Annotated in this window: 14 protein-coding genes; 5 read left to right on the top strand and 9 right to left on the bottom strand. The window is 57.5% G+C overall.

Annotated features, from left to right (window positions below; all coding sequences use genetic code 11):
- Positions 1 to 61 precede the first annotated feature (61 nt).
- Positions 62 to 373: an MGMT family protein gene (locus tag C0560_RS05145; protein ID WP_123429366.1), complete on the top strand. Its 312-nt coding sequence runs from the start codon at positions 62 to 64 to the stop codon at positions 371 to 373.
- A gap of 36 nt (positions 374 to 409) precedes the next feature.
- Here C0560_RS05145 and C0560_RS05140 read toward each other — a convergent pair whose 3' ends face one another.
- Complete coding sequence (locus C0560_RS05140) at positions 410 to 979, bottom strand: YbaY family lipoprotein (protein ID WP_100777390.1); 570 nt, start codon at positions 977 to 979, stop codon at positions 410 to 412.
- 204 nt (positions 980 to 1183) lie between these two features.
- Here C0560_RS05140 and tesB point away from each other — a divergent pair, with 204 nt between their 5' ends.
- Entirely contained in the window at positions 1184 to 2044 is an 861-nt protein-coding gene (tesB, locus tag C0560_RS05135) for an acyl-CoA thioesterase II (protein WP_248859761.1), read from the top strand.
- 104 nt (positions 2045 to 2148) lie between these two features.
- Here tesB and amtB read toward each other — a convergent pair whose 3' ends face one another.
- The 5 genes from amtB to C0560_RS05110 all read right to left on the bottom strand — a co-directional run bounded on the left by amtB (position 2149) and on the right by C0560_RS05110 (position 8076).
- On the bottom strand, positions 2149 to 3435 hold the full coding sequence (gene amtB, locus C0560_RS05130) for an ammonium transporter AmtB (protein WP_100777392.1): 1287 nt from the start codon (positions 3433 to 3435) through the stop codon (positions 2149 to 2151).
- 35 nt (positions 3436 to 3470) lie between these two features.
- Positions 3471 to 3809, bottom strand: coding sequence for a P-II family nitrogen regulator (gene glnK / locus C0560_RS05125; RefSeq protein ID WP_012016323.1), 339 nt, complete (start codon positions 3807 to 3809; stop codon positions 3471 to 3473).
- A 219-nt stretch (positions 3810 to 4028) separates the two neighbouring features.
- Entirely contained in the window at positions 4029 to 5810 is a 1782-nt protein-coding gene (locus C0560_RS05120; RefSeq protein WP_248859759.1) for a SmdB family multidrug efflux ABC transporter permease/ATP-binding protein, read from the bottom strand.
- A complete protein-coding gene (locus C0560_RS05115) occupies positions 5803 to 7575 on the bottom strand; it encodes a SmdA family multidrug ABC transporter permease/ATP-binding protein (protein ID WP_100777394.1) in 1773 nt (590 codons plus the stop codon). Before C0560_RS05115 ends, C0560_RS05120 begins: the two co-directional genes overlap by 8 nt.
- Positions 7576 to 7617: 42 nt before the next feature.
- Positions 7618 to 8076: an Lrp/AsnC family transcriptional regulator gene (locus C0560_RS05110; protein ID WP_012016320.1), complete on the bottom strand. Its 459-nt coding sequence runs from the start codon at positions 8074 to 8076 to the stop codon at positions 7618 to 7620.
- A 116-nt stretch (positions 8077 to 8192) separates the two neighbouring features.
- Here C0560_RS05110 and C0560_RS05105 point away from each other — a divergent pair, with 116 nt between their 5' ends.
- Positions 8193 to 9239 (top strand): PLP-dependent cysteine synthase family protein, encoded by a 1047-nt coding sequence (locus C0560_RS05105; RefSeq protein ID WP_100777395.1) that lies wholly within the window; start codon positions 8193 to 8195, stop codon positions 9237 to 9239.
- A gap of 50 nt (positions 9240 to 9289) precedes the next feature.
- Here C0560_RS05105 and cof read toward each other — a convergent pair whose 3' ends face one another.
- The 3 genes from cof to C0560_RS05090 form a co-directional block, all read right to left on the bottom strand.
- Positions 9290 to 10108, bottom strand: coding sequence for an HMP-PP phosphatase (gene cof / locus C0560_RS05100; protein ID WP_248859757.1), 819 nt, complete (start codon positions 10106 to 10108; stop codon positions 9290 to 9292).
- Positions 10109 to 10258: 150 nt separating this feature from the next.
- Positions 10259 to 11443 (bottom strand): amidohydrolase, encoded by a 1185-nt coding sequence (locus C0560_RS05095; RefSeq protein ID WP_248859756.1) that lies wholly within the window; start codon positions 11441 to 11443, stop codon positions 10259 to 10261.
- Between the two features lie 15 nt (positions 11444 to 11458).
- The gene (locus tag C0560_RS05090) at positions 11459 to 12649 is read right to left on the bottom strand and encodes an MFS transporter (protein WP_248859755.1); all 1191 of its coding nucleotides are present in this window, start codon (positions 12647 to 12649) and stop codon (positions 11459 to 11461) included.
- 191 nt (positions 12650 to 12840) lie between these two features.
- On the opposite strand from C0560_RS05090, the gene C0560_RS05085 reads away from it, so the two are divergent.
- Entirely contained in the window at positions 12841 to 13752 is a 912-nt protein-coding gene (locus C0560_RS05085) for a LysR substrate-binding domain-containing protein (RefSeq protein ID WP_100777398.1), read from the top strand.
- Between the two features lie 20 nt (positions 13753 to 13772).
- On the top strand, positions 13773 to 15473 hold the full coding sequence (locus tag C0560_RS05080; protein WP_248859754.1) for an SgrR family transcriptional regulator: 1701 nt from the start codon (positions 13773 to 13775) through the stop codon (positions 15471 to 15473).
- Positions 15474 to 15519 lie beyond the last annotated feature (46 nt).

The following is a 15519-nucleotide window of genomic DNA, read 5'->3' as shown; positions in this document are numbered from 1 at the left end:
TAAACCCGAACTTCCCGCCCTTGTTCCGGAAGAATCGATGACCCTACTAAAGGAGCGCCCCATGGATGAACATGACTCTTTCCCCCAACGGGTCTGGCAAATTGTGGCCTCGATTCCGGAAGGGTATGTCACCACCTATGGTGATATCGCCAGGCTTGCCGGTTCCCCGCGCGCGGCGCGTCAGGTCGGCGGCGTGCTGAAACGTCTGCCGGAAGGCAGTACGCTGCCCTGGTATCGCGTGGTAAATCGTCATGGCGAAATTTCACTGACCGGCCCGGATTTGCAGCGTCAGCGCCAGGCATTGCTGTCTGAAGGTGTGCAGGTGTCAGGAAAAGGGAAGATTGATATGCAGAAGTATCGCTGGGTGTATTAACTGCCCTCCCCGCGAAGGAGAGGGCAAAGGTCAGACTTAGTACTGTGTCGGTGCAGGCACGGCAGAAGATGGGTTAACCTGCGTTGGCGACGTTGACGGAACCGTCGTCGCGGCACCACCGCCCTGCTGTAACGGCACGGCAGTCTGCTGAACCGGAACCAGCGTCAGGTCAGCTTTGGTTCCGCCCTGGTTGATCACCGGCTGTACCGTATCGGTAATGAACACCAGTTTGTCGTTCACGGTAATCGCTGCGCTCAGCAGGATACGCGCGTTCGGCTGGATTTCTGCCGGGTTAAACGGCAGCACAAAGCTGAACGGTGACTGTTTCCCTTCGGTACGTACCGCTTTCTGCGACAGCACTTTAGACGGCGCATCGGCCAGAGAAGCATCCGACAGGGTCACCGTTAAGACGGCGTCCGGCGGCAGGGCCACTTTCTGGCGGATCCACACCGTACCGGAAACGTTAGGTTGCTGCATGGTTGGCTGTGTCGTCGCTCCAGCGGCATTTGGGTTTGGCGCTGGCGTCTGGATGTCGGCACTTTTATCCGCACAGGCAGACAGAGCAACCGCTACCGCTAAACCACTAAGCATGTGCACGAGTTTCATTGAGTTCTCCTTATCTTCAATGCACCAGCGGGATCGATCCCGCCAAGAGTCGTTAGCAAATACATAACGTGACTAAGTGTGGCACATATCACTTATATATGCCTGGTTTCAGCCGCTTATTCAGATTATTGCACCCATCGGACCACTCTCCTTTTTACGTTATAATCATCCTATCTTTCGCCACGGCGTTTATTGAGGACCACTATGAGTCAAGCACTGAACAATCTGCTGACATTACTGAATCTGGAAAAAATTGAAGAAGGACTCTTTCGCGGGCAGAGCGAAGACCTTGGCTTACGCCAGGTTTTCGGCGGCCAGGTGGTGGGACAGGCGCTGTATGCCGCCAAAGAGACCGTGCCTGCAGACCGTCTGGTGCACTCTTTTCACAGCTATTTTTTACGTCCTGGTGACAGCGCAAAACCGATAATCTATGACGTCGAAGTGCTGCGTGACGGCAACAGTTTTAGCGCCCGCCGCGTCGCGGCTATCCAGAACGGCAAACCGATTTTTTATATGACGGCGTCATTCCAGGCACCGGAAAGCGGTTATGAGCATCAAAAAACGATGCCGCCTGCCCCGGCACCGGATGAACTGAAATCGGAAACGGACATTGCCCGTGCGCTGGCGCATCTGTTGCCGCCGCTGGTGAAAGAGAAATTCCTGTGCGATAAACCGCTGGAAATCCGCCCGGTCGAGTTCCACAATCCGATGAAGGGCCATATCGCCGAGCCAAAACGTCAGGTGTGGATCCGCGCCAATGGTGCAATGCCGCAGGATCTTCGCGTTCACCAGTATCTGCTGGGCTATGCGTCAGATTTCAACTTCCTGCCGGTGGCGCTACAGCCGCACGGCGTGGGCTTCCTCGAAAAAGGGATGCAGGTCGCAACCATCGACCACTCCATGTGGTTCCATCGTCCGTTCGATATGAACGAATGGCTGCTGTACAGCGTGGAAAGCACGTCGGCGTCGAGCGCGCGCGGGTTTGTTCGCGGTGAGTTCTATACGCAGGAGGGCGTCCTGGTTGCCTCTACGGTGCAGGAAGGGGTGATGCGAAACCGGGGATAATCTGTGCCCTCACCTCGCCCCTCTTCTCGTGACGGTCCGTGACTGAGGGAAAAAATAAAGCCTCCCATCGGGAGGCTTTTTGCTACAGGAGAAACTCAATCTGCTCAGGCGTTGTACGCATTCTCGCCGTGGCTGTTCACATCCAGCCCTTCGCGCTCTTGCTCTTCTGGTACACGCAGGCCAACGGTCATGTCCGCCAGTTTGTAGCCGATGAAGGCCACAACACCCGACCAGACGATAGTGATAGCGATACTTTCCAGCTGAACCAGTAGCTGATGGCCCATGGTCACGCCTTCTGCGTAGCCTACGCCACCGAGGGAGGTCGCGGCGAAGATACCGGTCATGATGCAGCCAACGATACCGCACACGCCGTGCACGCCGAACACATCACAAGGATCATCGACACGCAGAACGCGTTTCAGCGCCGTTACGCCCCACAGACCCGCCAGACCGGCGACGATACCAATCAGCAGCGCGCCGCCGACACCGACATAACCACACGCCGGGGTGATGCCAACCAGACCGGCAATCGCACCGGAACAGGCGCCCAGCAGGGATGGTTTACCGCGTACCACCCACTCACCAAACACCCAGGAGAGGATTGCACCCGCAGTGGCTACCACGGTGTTCACAAAGGCCAGCGCGGCGATTTCGTTTGCAGCACTAGCTGAACCGGCGTTGAAACCGAACCAGCCAAAATAGAGGATTGCCGTACCGGTGAAGACCATCGGCAGGTTGTGCGGTTTAAACGCCTCTTTGCCAAAGCCCACACGCTTGCCAATCAGGTATGCCCCGACCAGGCCTGCAACCGCAGCGTTAATATGCACCACCGTGCCACCTGCGAAGTCCAGCGCACCGTGAGACGCCAGCAGACCGCCGCCCCAGACCATGTGTGCAATCGGCACATAAGAGAGCGTCAGCCACACCACCACGAAGATCAGCACGGCGGAGAAACGAATACGTTCTGCCAGCGCGCCGACGATCAGGCCGACGGTGATACAGGCGAATGACCCCTGGAACGCCACGTGGATGTACTGATAGAAGCTCCCCATCAGGGCAGTCAGCTGGATATTTTTCAGCATCGCCCAGTTGAAGTTGCCGAAGAAGGCGTTGCCTTCGCCGAAGGCCAGCGAGTAGCCGTAGACCACCCACAGGACGCAGACCAGCGCGAAGGTCACTGCGACCTGCGTCAGCATGGACAGCACGTTCTTACCGCGGATCAGACCGCCGTAAAACAGCGCGATGCCCGGAATTGTCATGAACAGCACCAGCGCGGTGCAGATCATCATAAAGGCGTTATCCGCCTTGTCGGCTACCGCAGGAGCCGCCATCGCCAGGCCCGGCAGCAGTGCCAGAGACCCCAGAGCTGTTTTGATTGTTGCTTTCTTCATTTTCTCGATCCCTATCACTGTGTGCCAGGAGTTACTTACAGTGCAGCTTCGTCAGCTTCGCCCGTACGGATGCGAATGACGCGCTGCAATTCGGCAACGAAAATTTTGCCGTCGCCAATTTTTCCGGTGTAAGCCGCTTTGCTCACCACATCAATCACCTCATCGAGTTGATCGTCAGCGATAGCCACATCAATCTTCACTTTAGGCAGGAAGTTGACGCTGTATTCGGCTCCGCGATAAAGCTCCGCATGGCCCTTCTGACGCCCAAAGCCTTTCACTTCGGTAACCGTCAGTCCCTGAATCCCCATTGAAGACAGTGCTTCACGAACGTCTTCGAGTTTGAATGGTTTGATGACAACCGTAACCAGCTTCATAGTTCCTCTCCAGTCAGAATTCGATAATGGCCGCGTTTTACAACAGAGGTATTGCAAGGGGTGTGCCAGAGTTTGAAAAGGCGAAGAAATCAGGCGGGAAAGGCAGGAAATGGCACTTCTGAAGAAATGGATAAAAAAAACGCACCATGACAGTGCAGGGTGCGTTTCATTTTTGCACCAACAGAAATCCCTGTTAGCGCGGTGCTTAATTTTGGTGCATCAGGCGCTCAGAGACTCCTCTTCGCGCGTGCTGGCGGCCAGCTCTTCTCCGGCCAGCTGCAGCTGGTACATTTGCCAGTATCGTCCTTTCGCTTCCAGCAGCTCGCGATGCGTGCCGCGCTCGACGGCTTGCCCGCGATGCAGCACCAGAATGGTATCGGCATCAACAATCGTCGACAGACGATGCGCAATCACCACCAGCGTGGTCTTCTCCCGCACTTCCGCCAGCGCCTGCTGAATGGCCTGCTCGGTGCCGGAATCAATGCTGGCCGTCGCTTCGTCTAGGATGAGCACCTGCGGCGTTTCAATCAAGACTCGCGCCAGCGCCAGCAGCTGCTTCTGCCCCACGGAGAGGTTATTGCCCTGCTCGCCCAGTTTGGTGTAGATCCCATCGCTCATGGTGCGTGCCAGCTCTGCCAGCTGGACTTTCTCAAGCACCGCCCATACCTGTTCCTCGCTAAACGGACGGCCCAGAGTGACGTTGGCAAAGAAGGAGTCGGCCATCACCACCGGGTCCTGCTGCACCATCGCAATCCCCTTACGCAGCACGTCGTGGCTCAGGGTGGAGAGCGGACGGCCATCAAGACGGATTTCACCGCTCGTGAGCGGGTAATACCCCATCAGCAGGCTGGCGAGGGTACTCTTACCGCTGCCCGTGTGACCTACCAGCGCGACAAAGCTGCGCGACGGGATATCGAGATGAATGTCCTGCAGCACCAGACGATCTTCGCGATAGGCAAAGGAGGCATGATCGATCTCGATCGTGCCGCTTTTCAGTTCGCGCTCGTCGTCGCCGTAGGTTTGTCGTGGACGATCCATCAGCTCGAAGACGCGTTCACCGGCGACCACCGCCTGCTGCAGAATGGATTGCTGTGTCGTCAGTTCGATCAGCGGCTCGTTCAGACGTCCGAGGTAGCTGATAAACGCGTACAGCACACCCACCTCAATCGTGCCGCCCGCGCCGAACCCAAACAGCATCAGCAGACCGCACAGCACCAGCGCCGAAAACAGGCTCAGCAGCGGACGCAGGAGGAAACCGTCCAGACGCAGGGTTTGCATGCGCGCCATATAGTGCGAGCGGCTCGCCTCGCCCATGCGTTCGCCAAAACGTGCCTGCTGGCGGAACTGCTGAATCACGCTCATGCCGTTGATGACTTCGTTAAAACCGTCGTTAATGTCCGCCAGATAAGTGCGAACCCGGCGCACAATCGGCGTGCTGTAACGCTGGTAAATCACCATGACGATCAGCACCGCCGGGAAGATGGTGATTGCCACCAGCGCCATACGCCAGTCGAGGCTGAACATCGCGACCAGCATGGCGCCGACGAGCGCGGCGCTGCGCAGCACCGTGGCGACCACGGTCACGTACAGGTCGCGAATCACTTCCGTATCGTTGGTGACGCGGGAGATCACCTGGCCGACGGGCTGGGTATCAAACTCGCTCAAGGGCTGGCGCAGAGCCGCATCCATCACGTCGGTGCGCAGCTGTTGCACTACGCCGACCGCCGCCTGGTTAAACAGCAGCGACTGAGCATAGTGCAACGACGCCGCCAGCAGCTGAAGCCCGACGTAAGCCGCGCCCAGTCCGGCAACCAGGCCCAGCGGCAAATAGCTTTTGGCGACCATGTTGTCGATGAAATAGCTGATCAGCAGCGGGCCACTGACTTCGGCAATCGCTGCCACCCACAGCATCACCACCGCGATAGAGAGCGGTTTTCGCCACGGCGAACCGTAGGCCAGCAGGCGTTTCAGGGTCGGCCACAGTTGGGTAAACTTACGCATGGGTGGCCTCCTCGTTAAGATCTGGCGCATCGTCCAGGGCCGCCTCCAGCTGTTGATAGCGGTGCATATCGCGATACCACCCGGGCTGTTCCGCAAGCTGATCGTGATGCCCGCGCTGGGCAATATGCCCGTGCTGCATCACCAGAATTTCGTTCGCTTCCGTCAGGGCCGAGAGACGGTGGGCGCTGATAATCACCGTCCGCCCTTCGCCCCACTGACGCAGGTTATGCAGGATCTGGTGTTCCGTGCGCCCGTCGACCGCGGAGAGTGCATCGTCGAGGATCAGAATTTCTGCATTCAGCAGCAGCGCACGCGCAATGGAAATACGCTGTTTCTGCCCGCCCGACAGCATCACGCCACGTTCGCCCACTTCGGTGGCATAACCCTGCGGCAGGCGCAGAATATCGTCGTGGACGCTGGCCAGGCGCGCTACGTGCTCAATCTCTTCCTGAGTCGCCGTGGGATGGCCCAGCGCAATGTTGTTGGCAACCGTATCCGAGAACAAAAACGGCGTCTGGCTGACGACCGCCAGGCGGCTGCGCCAGGCGTCCAGCTGCAGGCGCGTTAGAGGAATATCGTGAAAACGAATATCCCCCTGCGTGACATCAAAGTGACGCTGAATCAGCGACAGCACGGTGCTTTTCCCGGCACCGGTTGGGCCGCAGATCCCCAGCATCTGTCCTGGGCGCAGCGTAAAGTTGACGTTTTCCAGCGTCGGGCGTTCGGTTTGCGGATACGAAAACGCCGTAATCGCCACCTCCAGCACACCGCGCCCTTCCGGCACGGATTCGCTGCCGTCGTTCACCACCGGTGCTTCCGCCAGCATCGCGCGAATACGGCTGTACGCCGCGCTGCCGCGTTCGACGATATTAAACATCCACGCCAGCGCCAGCATCGGCCAGATCATCAGCCCGAGATACATGGCGAAGCTGGTCAACTGACCGAGGGTCATGGAGCCGTTGACCACCATCCAGCTCCCGCCGCCGATTGCCAGCAGATTGGCGGTGCCAATGGCGATATAAATCGTCGGATCAAAGCGCGCATCAATTCGCGCCACCCGCAGGTTTTTCGCCCCGGTGTCTGCGGCATCGGCGGCAAACTGCGCCGACTGGCGGTCTTCAAGGCCAAAGGCTTTGATCATGCGGATGCTGGTCATGCTCTCCTGCGTTCTGTCGTTCAGAGAGGAGAACGCCGCCTGGGCCAGCTTGAAACGCTCGTGTAACTGTTCGCCGAAGCGGTTGATCGCCAGCGCCATGAGGGGCATTGGCAGCAGGGCCAGCAGTGTAAGCTGCCAGCTGATTTGCGTCGACATCACGATCAGCACCGCGCAGCCCATCACCAGCGAATCAACCAGGGTTAACACCCCTTCCCCGGCGGCAAACACCACGCGATCCACGTCGTTGGTGGCGCGTGCGATCAGATCGCCCGTGCGGTGGCGCAGGTAGAATTCAGGATGCTGGCGGCTGAGCTGACGATAAAAATCTTCGCGTAGCTCCACGGCGAGCTGATACGACGCGCCGAAGAGCAGCACGCGCCAGACGTAGCGCAGCAGGTAGACAATCACCGCAGTCAGGACCAGCGTGCCGATCCACATCATCACCCGTGCGGTGGTGTAATGTTGTTCTGTGACGCCGTCCACCACATATCCCACCACTTTCGGCGGAATGAGCTGGAGAATGGCAATAATAATCAGCAGGGCCACTGCGCCGAGATAGCGTCGCCACTCCCGGCGGAAGTACCAGCTTAACTGAGCAAATAATCGCACGCGGTAAATTCCTGAAGGTATTGTTCCGGCAAGGCCTGGAAGTTATTCAATGGGTAAAGCGGTGGTGTATTTAATCTGTTCCATGGCGAAGCTTGAGGTGACATCCGACAAGCCCGGCACGCTGTTGACCAGCCGTTTGTAGAAGTCGTCATAGCGTTTCATGTCCGCCACCTGCACGCGCATCAGATAGTCGTATTCCCCTGCCATGCGCCAGAAACCGAGCACTTCGGGCATCTCGGAGACCTCGGTGACAAACCGGCAGTACCAGTCGCTGCTGTGGTGCTGCGTTTTTATCAGAACAAACGCGGTCAATCCAAGCCCCAGTTTTTCGGGATCGAGCAGCGCCACGCGGCCCAGCAAAACGCCGTCATCTTCCAGTCTTTTTAGGCGTTTCCAGCAGGGTGTGGTGGTCAGATTAACGGCATCAGCGAGCGCCTGCAAAGAGAGGGTGCAGTCCTTTTGCAGCAGAGAGAGCAGCTTACGGTCAATTTTATCTAACATACCCCGCCTCACAGAGAATAATTTTCTCCTGACATTCTATTTTAAAGGCCAGATAGCAACAATTTTTTCTGTGCTTTTCGCTATCCTAGGCACAAAATGACAAATGGATACACACGATGAATAGCACCTGGGTCAAACACGCAATCAGCGAAATCAATGCCGACTATCAGCGCTCGGCGGACACCCATCTTATCCGCCTCGCCCTGCCGGGGTTTTCCGGAATTCAGCTCTACCTGAAAGATGAAAGCACTCACCCGACCGGCAGCCTGAAGCATCGTCTGGCGCGTTCGCTTTTTCTGTATGGGCTGTGTAACGGCTGGATCAACGAGGGCACCACGATTATTGAGTCGTCGTCGGGTTCGACTGCCGTGTCCGAGGCCTATTTCGCCCGTCTGCTTGGCCTGCCGTTTATCGCCGTGATGCCCTCCTGCACCGCAAAACGCAAAATTGAGCAGATCGCGTTTTACGGCGGACGCTGTCATTTTGTTGAAAGCGCCTGCGAGATCTACGCCGCGTCAGAAATGCTGGCCCGCGAGCTGAACGGCCATTACATGGATCAATTTACCTTCGCCGAACGTGCAACCGACTGGCGCGGGAATAACAACATTGCCGACAGTATTTTCCGCCAGATGAAGAATGAACCGCATCCGGAACCGTCTTACATCGTGATGAGCGCGGGCACCGGCGGGACCTCTGCCACCATTGGCCGCTATATTCGCTGCCAGGGTTACGATACAAAACTGATGGTGGTTGACCCGCAAAACTCCGTGTTCCTCGACTACTGGCAAAACCGTGACGCCAGCCTGCGCAGCCCGGTGGGCAGTAAAATCGAAGGTATCGGCCGCCCGCGCGTGGAGCCGTCGTTTATTCCTGATGTGGTCGATGAGATGCTGCGCGTGCCGGATGCGGCAAGTGTCGCCACCGCTCACTGGCTGGAAACGCAGCTGGGCCGTAAAGTGGGGGCTTCCACGGGGACTAACATGTGGGGCGCGCTACAGCTGGCCGTGCGGATGCGCGAAGAGGGCAAGAGCGGTTCTATCGTCACGCTGCTGTGCGACAGCGGAGAACGTTATCTGGATACCTACTACAACGCGGACTGGGTGAAAGCCAATATAGGCGACATCGAGCCGTGGAAAGCGCAAATTGCGCAGATGACAAAATAAAAAAAGCCAGACCGATAAACATCGACGTCTGGCTTGCTGGAAGGGTCTCACTATTCGGGGGAATACGGGAGGTTTGGTTTATCCAGCCAATGAGTCAAAAAATGGGACACCGCTTCGTTACGGCAATGTCCGATAACCGGGAGATGCGACAGCTCAGCAATCAGCTGCGGCATCGCATTTCCCATAATCACACCGCGACCTACGCTGCCCAGCATTTCGCGGTCGTTCATGGCATCGCCAAATGCCATACAATCCTGCATCGTTAAACCGAGGTGTTCGCTCAGGACCGCCAGCGCAGACCCTTTGTTGCATCCCACCGGCAGCACTTCGAGACACTCCACCGCCGAGAAGGTCAGGTGCGCACGGTCGCCTAACGCTTCATTAAGCTGAATGCGCAGACGGCACAGATCGTCGTGATCGCCGCAGAAACAGATTTTCGTCACCGAGTGCGCAGGGATACGGCGCAGATCCGTCAGCTGGTAGCGAAAACCGCTGTAGACGTGCGCTTTCAGCAGTTCAGGGATCTCTTCGCCCGTCAGCCAGCCGGTGTCGTTAAACACGTGAATACTGGCCTGCGTATCCCAGGTGCTGTGCAGCACCAGATCCGCCACTTCCGGGTCCAGATCCTGACGATGCAACATTTCGCCTTCCACCGAGTGAATGCGCGTACCGTTGCCGGTGATGAGGAAAGCATCCATCGACAGTTTGCCGAGCAGGTGGCGCATCTCCAGAACATGACGGCCCGTGGCAAACGTCAGGGTGATATGACGCTCATGCAGCCGCTTCAGCGTGCTCAGGGTTTTCTCTCCTAAGCGGTGATCCGGCATTAAGAGCGTGCCGTCCATATCAAATGCTGCAAGCCGCGCCATGATGACTCCGAAAATGTGATGGGGTTAATCTGGGTATCAGTATTGCCCGCGATATACGGAAGTAATAGTGAATAGATGATTATTATTGTTCCGGGTTTTTTACAGGCGTTAAAAAACGCTGCGGTTGCAGCGTTTTGCTGGGGGAGAGTGTCAGGCGTGATTAAGAAGCAGGTGCTGAATAAATCCAACATGCAGTCTGACACCCGTCTGCAACGCCGCTTCATCCAGACGGAATCGCGGATTATGTACGCCGTAGGTCGCCCCGATGTGCTCATTGCCGCTGCCGATAAACAGGAAGCAGCCCGGTACTTTTTGCTGATAGGAAGAGAAATCTTCGCCGCCAAACAGGGGATGCGCAATCTCCCGCAGCGCCTGATCGCCGAGCGTGGCGCTAATCACTTTGCGGGCAATCGCACAGGCCTCGGGATGGTTATTGCCGCTGGCGTAACCCCGCGTCCAGTTCAGGGTAAACTGCGCGCCGTGCGCGGCGGTAATGCCCGCTATAATTTGCTCCATCCGCTGTGGCACCTGCTGACGCACGCTGTCGTGATGGGTTCGCAACGTCCCCGCCAGTTTGATGCGCTCCGGGATGACGTTATAGCTTTCGCCGCTCTGGAAGGTGGCGATGGTCAGGACCGGTACCTGAAGCGGATCGGTGCGACGTGACACCACATTCTGCAGGGCCGTCACCACTTCCGCGCCGATCACCACCGGATCAATGCACAGATGCGGCATGGAGCCATGCCCGCCCTTGCCCACAATGGTGATATCAAAATTATCCGTTGAGGCGCAGAAGACGCCCTCTTTCAGCCCGACTTCCCCCGTCGGGAAATTCGGCATCACGTGCAGCCCGAAGATTTTTTCCACCCCGTCGAGCACCCCGAGATCAACCAGCTCCTGCGCGCCTCCCGGCGGCACCTCTTCGGCGTGCTGGAAGATAAAACGCACCGAGCCATGCAGCATCGACTGGCACTGTGTCAGCACTTTCGCCGCCCCGAGCAGCATGGCGGCATGCGCATCATGGCCGCAGGCATGCATCACGCCCGGCACCGTCGAACAAAAGGCTTCGTCGTTCTCTTCCTGGATGGGCAGCGCGTCAATATCGGCGCGCAGCGCGAAGCACGGCCCGTCATACGCCCCTTCTAGATCGGCCATGACGCTGTTGGGCGTCAGGCGCGTCAGCGTTAAACCGCCAAAACTGGCCAGCGCATCGGCAATATAGTCCGCCGTTTTATGCTCCTGAAATGAAAGCTCTGGATGAGCATGAATGTGTCTGCGCCAGCGCAAAACGTCCTCTTTCACATCAGCCAGCATCGCTTCAATCGTAAATGCCATCACATGTCTCCTCAGTTAAGCCGCATCGCTCAAAGCGGGGCGCGTTTTCAGCGCCAGCGGCAACATGGCAAGCCCGGCAACCACCATTGCCAGCGCCAGAAAAACAAACGTCGAGAGGTAGTCGCGACTGACGGTAATCAAATACCCCATCGCAATCGGGGCAACAAAACCGCCCAGCGTCCCACCGGTGTTGATAATCCCCATCGCCGCGCCCATCACCTCCGGCGGCAGTCGTTTCATGGGTAAGGTAAATACGGTCACGAAAGCGGCCATCAGGAAAACATAACCAAAGAACAGCAGCAGCCCGGCGGTGAACGCCGAAGTGGAGGTGTAAACCAGCCAGATGCAAACTGCGCTTAGCAACGCGCAGCAAAAAATCACTTTTGGCTCCCTCCCCTGCATATAGCGCCCCACCAGCCATCCCGTCGCCAGCGACGAGATCCAGATACCCAGCCCTCCAGCGGCCACCACCAGCCCGGAAATATCCAGCGACATTCCGCGCTGCTGCACCAGATATTTCGGCAGCCACGCCATCAGGCCGTAGGACGGAATGTTGATGCAGAAGATCGCGACAAACAGCAGCACCACGATGGGATTTTTCAGCAGCTCACGATAGCCAGTGACTGCGCCGGAGTGCGTTTCGACCGGCGTCGGATTCGGTACCCACAGCATAATGGCGACGGCAATGGCAAAGGCCAGCAGACCGAGGATCGAAAAAGAGCCGCGCCAGCCGAGGGAATTCAGGCTGTAGACCGCAATCAGCGGCCCGGCGGTCATGGCGAAGCCGGCCGATGAGAGCAAAATCGACTGTGCGAAAGTTCTCTTCTCCAGGGAGAAGTTCGAGACCACCGCTTTGGCGCAGGAGCAGGGATAACCGGAATGGCCGATCCCGGATAAAAAACGAAAAGTGACCAGCAGCCCCAGGCCGAATCCCAGCATCCCAAAGCACAGGGCGAAGCCGCCGAGCAGACAGAGTGAGACGCTCAACACTTTCTTGTAGCCGAAGCGATCGTTCAGCCAGCCTGCGGGGATTTGAAACAGGGAATAGGCGAGAAAGAAGATCCCGGTGATATAACCCAACTGCTCAGGCCGAAGATCAAATTCACGTTCAATGGGCAACAGCGCAAAACCCATCACCGTCTTGTCGAGATACACCACCACATAACCGACAAAGAGCAGGAAGATCATCAGGAAACGATTTTTCATAGCCGATATCCCTTTTGTTATCACCCCGCCAGAGAGTTGTCGACAGGTGAAATTAAAATGCGACATGCATCACATAACAGACTGAACAACAACAGATTATGTGGATTCTTCATCGACGTTAGCAGCTTTGCCACCCGGCCATAAGATACAATTTTTGTACAGGTGATACTTTTTACTGATAGGGGTACGGGTTGCGCTATCTGCCGAAATTACAGCAACTGAAGGTTTTCCAGCAGGTTATCCGCAGCGGCAGTATTCGCGGTGCGGCCAGAGCTTTAGGGCAATCTCAACCGGCGGTCAGCAGAACGCTGCGCGAACTGGAACAGACTCTGGAGACGCGGCTGATTGTGCGCGGGAATCAGGGGATGACGCTGACGGAAACCGGGCGGGCGTTTTCTCAGCGGATGCAGTTTATTCTGGAGGAGCTGGAGCGAGCGGCCGATGAAATTCGCCAGATCGATCAGTTTTCCCAGGGGGCGGTGGCGATGGGCATTTCATCACTGCTGGCCCTGACGGTCTTTCCGGCGCTGAACGACGCCTTCCGGACACAGCTTCCTCACTCTACGCTGCTGGTAAAAGAGGGGCAGCTTTCGATGCTGTTGCCCGCGCTGCGGGAGGGACGACTGGATTTCGCCGTCGGAACGGCAGGCCCAGGCTTACCTCTGGACGATCTCGTGCGCGAGCCGCTGTTCAATGCCTCCTTCGGCATTATTGCCCGCAAAGGCCATCCTCTGGCGCAGGCCACCACCTTCGATGCGTTGCAAAATGCGCGCTGGGTGTTGCCGGAGACCGATATGGGGTATTACCAGCAGCTTCGGCTTTCAGCGAACGATTTTCTGCCACAGCTGGCGGAAACGCCCGTGCGCACGGACTCGATGATCTCAGGGCTGAGTCTGGTGTTACAGTCGGATTATCTGACCATTGTGGCGCGTGCGATGCAGGCTCCGTTCGGTTTACAGGATCAGCTCTGCCTGCTGAATATTGACGGCCTGCCGCAAGCCGAGTATCACGTGCTGTATTCGCAAAAATCGCCGCTGACGTTCGCGGCGCGCCGACTGCTGGATCTGCTGCGTCACCATTGTCAGGCGTATGACTGGCACTAACTTTTCAACGGGCACCGAAGATGCGTCAACTCAACAGACTGAATCAGTTTCAACGCCTCTGGCAGCCCTCTGCCGGTGAGCCGCAGCAAATTACCGTCGCGGAACTGGCGGAACGCTGCTTTTGCAGCGAGCGGCACGTGCGTACGCTGTTGCGCCAGGCGCAGGAGGCTGGGTGGCTGAGCTGGAAAGCACAGTCCGGGCGAGGCAAACGCGGCACCTTAACCTTTCACGTCACCCCGGACCGCCTGCGCAATGAGATGATGGAGCAGGCGCTGATGCGCGGGCAACAGCACGATGCGCTAGAGCTAGCGCAGCTGGCCGCACCGGAGCTGCGCGCCTTGCTGCACCCTTTCCTCGGCGGCCAGTGGCAAAACGATACGCCCACGTTGCGGATACCCTACTACCGCTCCCTTGATCCGCTCCATTCGGGCTTTTTACCGGGACGCGCGGAACAGCACCTGGTCGGACAGGTCTTTTCCGGGCTGACGCGCTTTGACGACGACAGCCGCGAACCTGCCGGGGATCTTGCCCATCACTGGGAAGTGTCAGCCGATGGCTTACGCTGGCATTTTTACATCCGTTCGACGTTGCACTGGCACAACGGCGATAAGGTCGAAACCGCACAGCTGCGCGCGAGCCTGATCGAACTCTTTGCCCTTCCCGCCCTGCGACGATTGTTTAACAGCGTGCTGAACGTTGAGGTAACGCATCCCCAGTGCCTGACCTTTGTATTGCATCAGCCTGATTACTGGCTGGCACATCGTCTGGCCAGTTATTGCAGCCGTCTCGCCCATCCGGAGCGTGCCCTGACGGGCTGCGGCCCGTTCCGGCTGACGGTGTTTGAACCCGATCTGGTGCGCCTGGAAAGCCATGAGCAATACCACCTCAGCCACCCGTTGATCAAAGCCATTGAATACTGGATCACTCCGCAACTGTTTGAGCAGGATTTAGGCACCAGCTGTCGTCATCCGGTACAAATCGCGATAGGGCAGCCGGACGAACTGGCTAATCTGCGTCTGGTCAGCAGCAGCACCAGTCTTGGCTTTTGCTATCTCACGCTCAAGCAGAGTGGCCGCCTGAGTAAAAGACAGGCGCAGCGGCTCATCACGATTATCCATCACACGACGCTTCTGCACACCCTGCCGCTGGATGAAAACCTGATTAACCCCGCGCACGAATTGCTGCCGGGCTGGACCATTCCCGAATGGCCGCAGTTGCGGGATGTTCCTCTCCCCGACACGCTGACCCTGATTTACCATTTGCCCGTTGAATTGCACACCATGGCTGAACAGCTCAAACAGTATCTGGCAAAGCAGGGTTGTACGCTCAACGTCATTTTCCATGATGCTAAAACCTGGGACGGCTGCGGCAATCTGGCCGAAGCGGATCTGATGATGGGTGACAGACTGATCGGCGAAGCGCCGGGATATACGCTTGAGCAGTGGCTGCGCTGCGATACCTTGTGGCCGCATCTGCTCAGCGCGCCGCAGTATGCCCATCTTCAGGCGACGCTGGATGCGGTACAGACGCAGGTCAGCGAGCACACGCGGCACAGCGGTTTGCAGTCGATTTTCACCCATCTGATGGAGAATGCGGTTTTAACGCCTCTCTTTAACTATCAGTATCAAATCAGCGCTCCGCCGGGAGTGAACGGTATTCGCCTTAATACCCGCGGCTGGTTTGATTTTTCGCAGGCCTGGCTTCCTGCCCCGAACGCGTGAAGAAGCTGGTCGCCACGCGTGCCAGACGTTACCATATTGTTTTTAC

The organism is Lelliottia sp. AC1 (assembly GCF_023278595.1).
Lineage (GTDB): Bacteria > Pseudomonadota > Gammaproteobacteria > Enterobacterales > Enterobacteriaceae > Enterobacter > Enterobacter nimipressuralis.
Note: the sequence above shows the minus strand (reverse complement) of the source record. Positions and strands in the feature narration are given on the sequence as shown.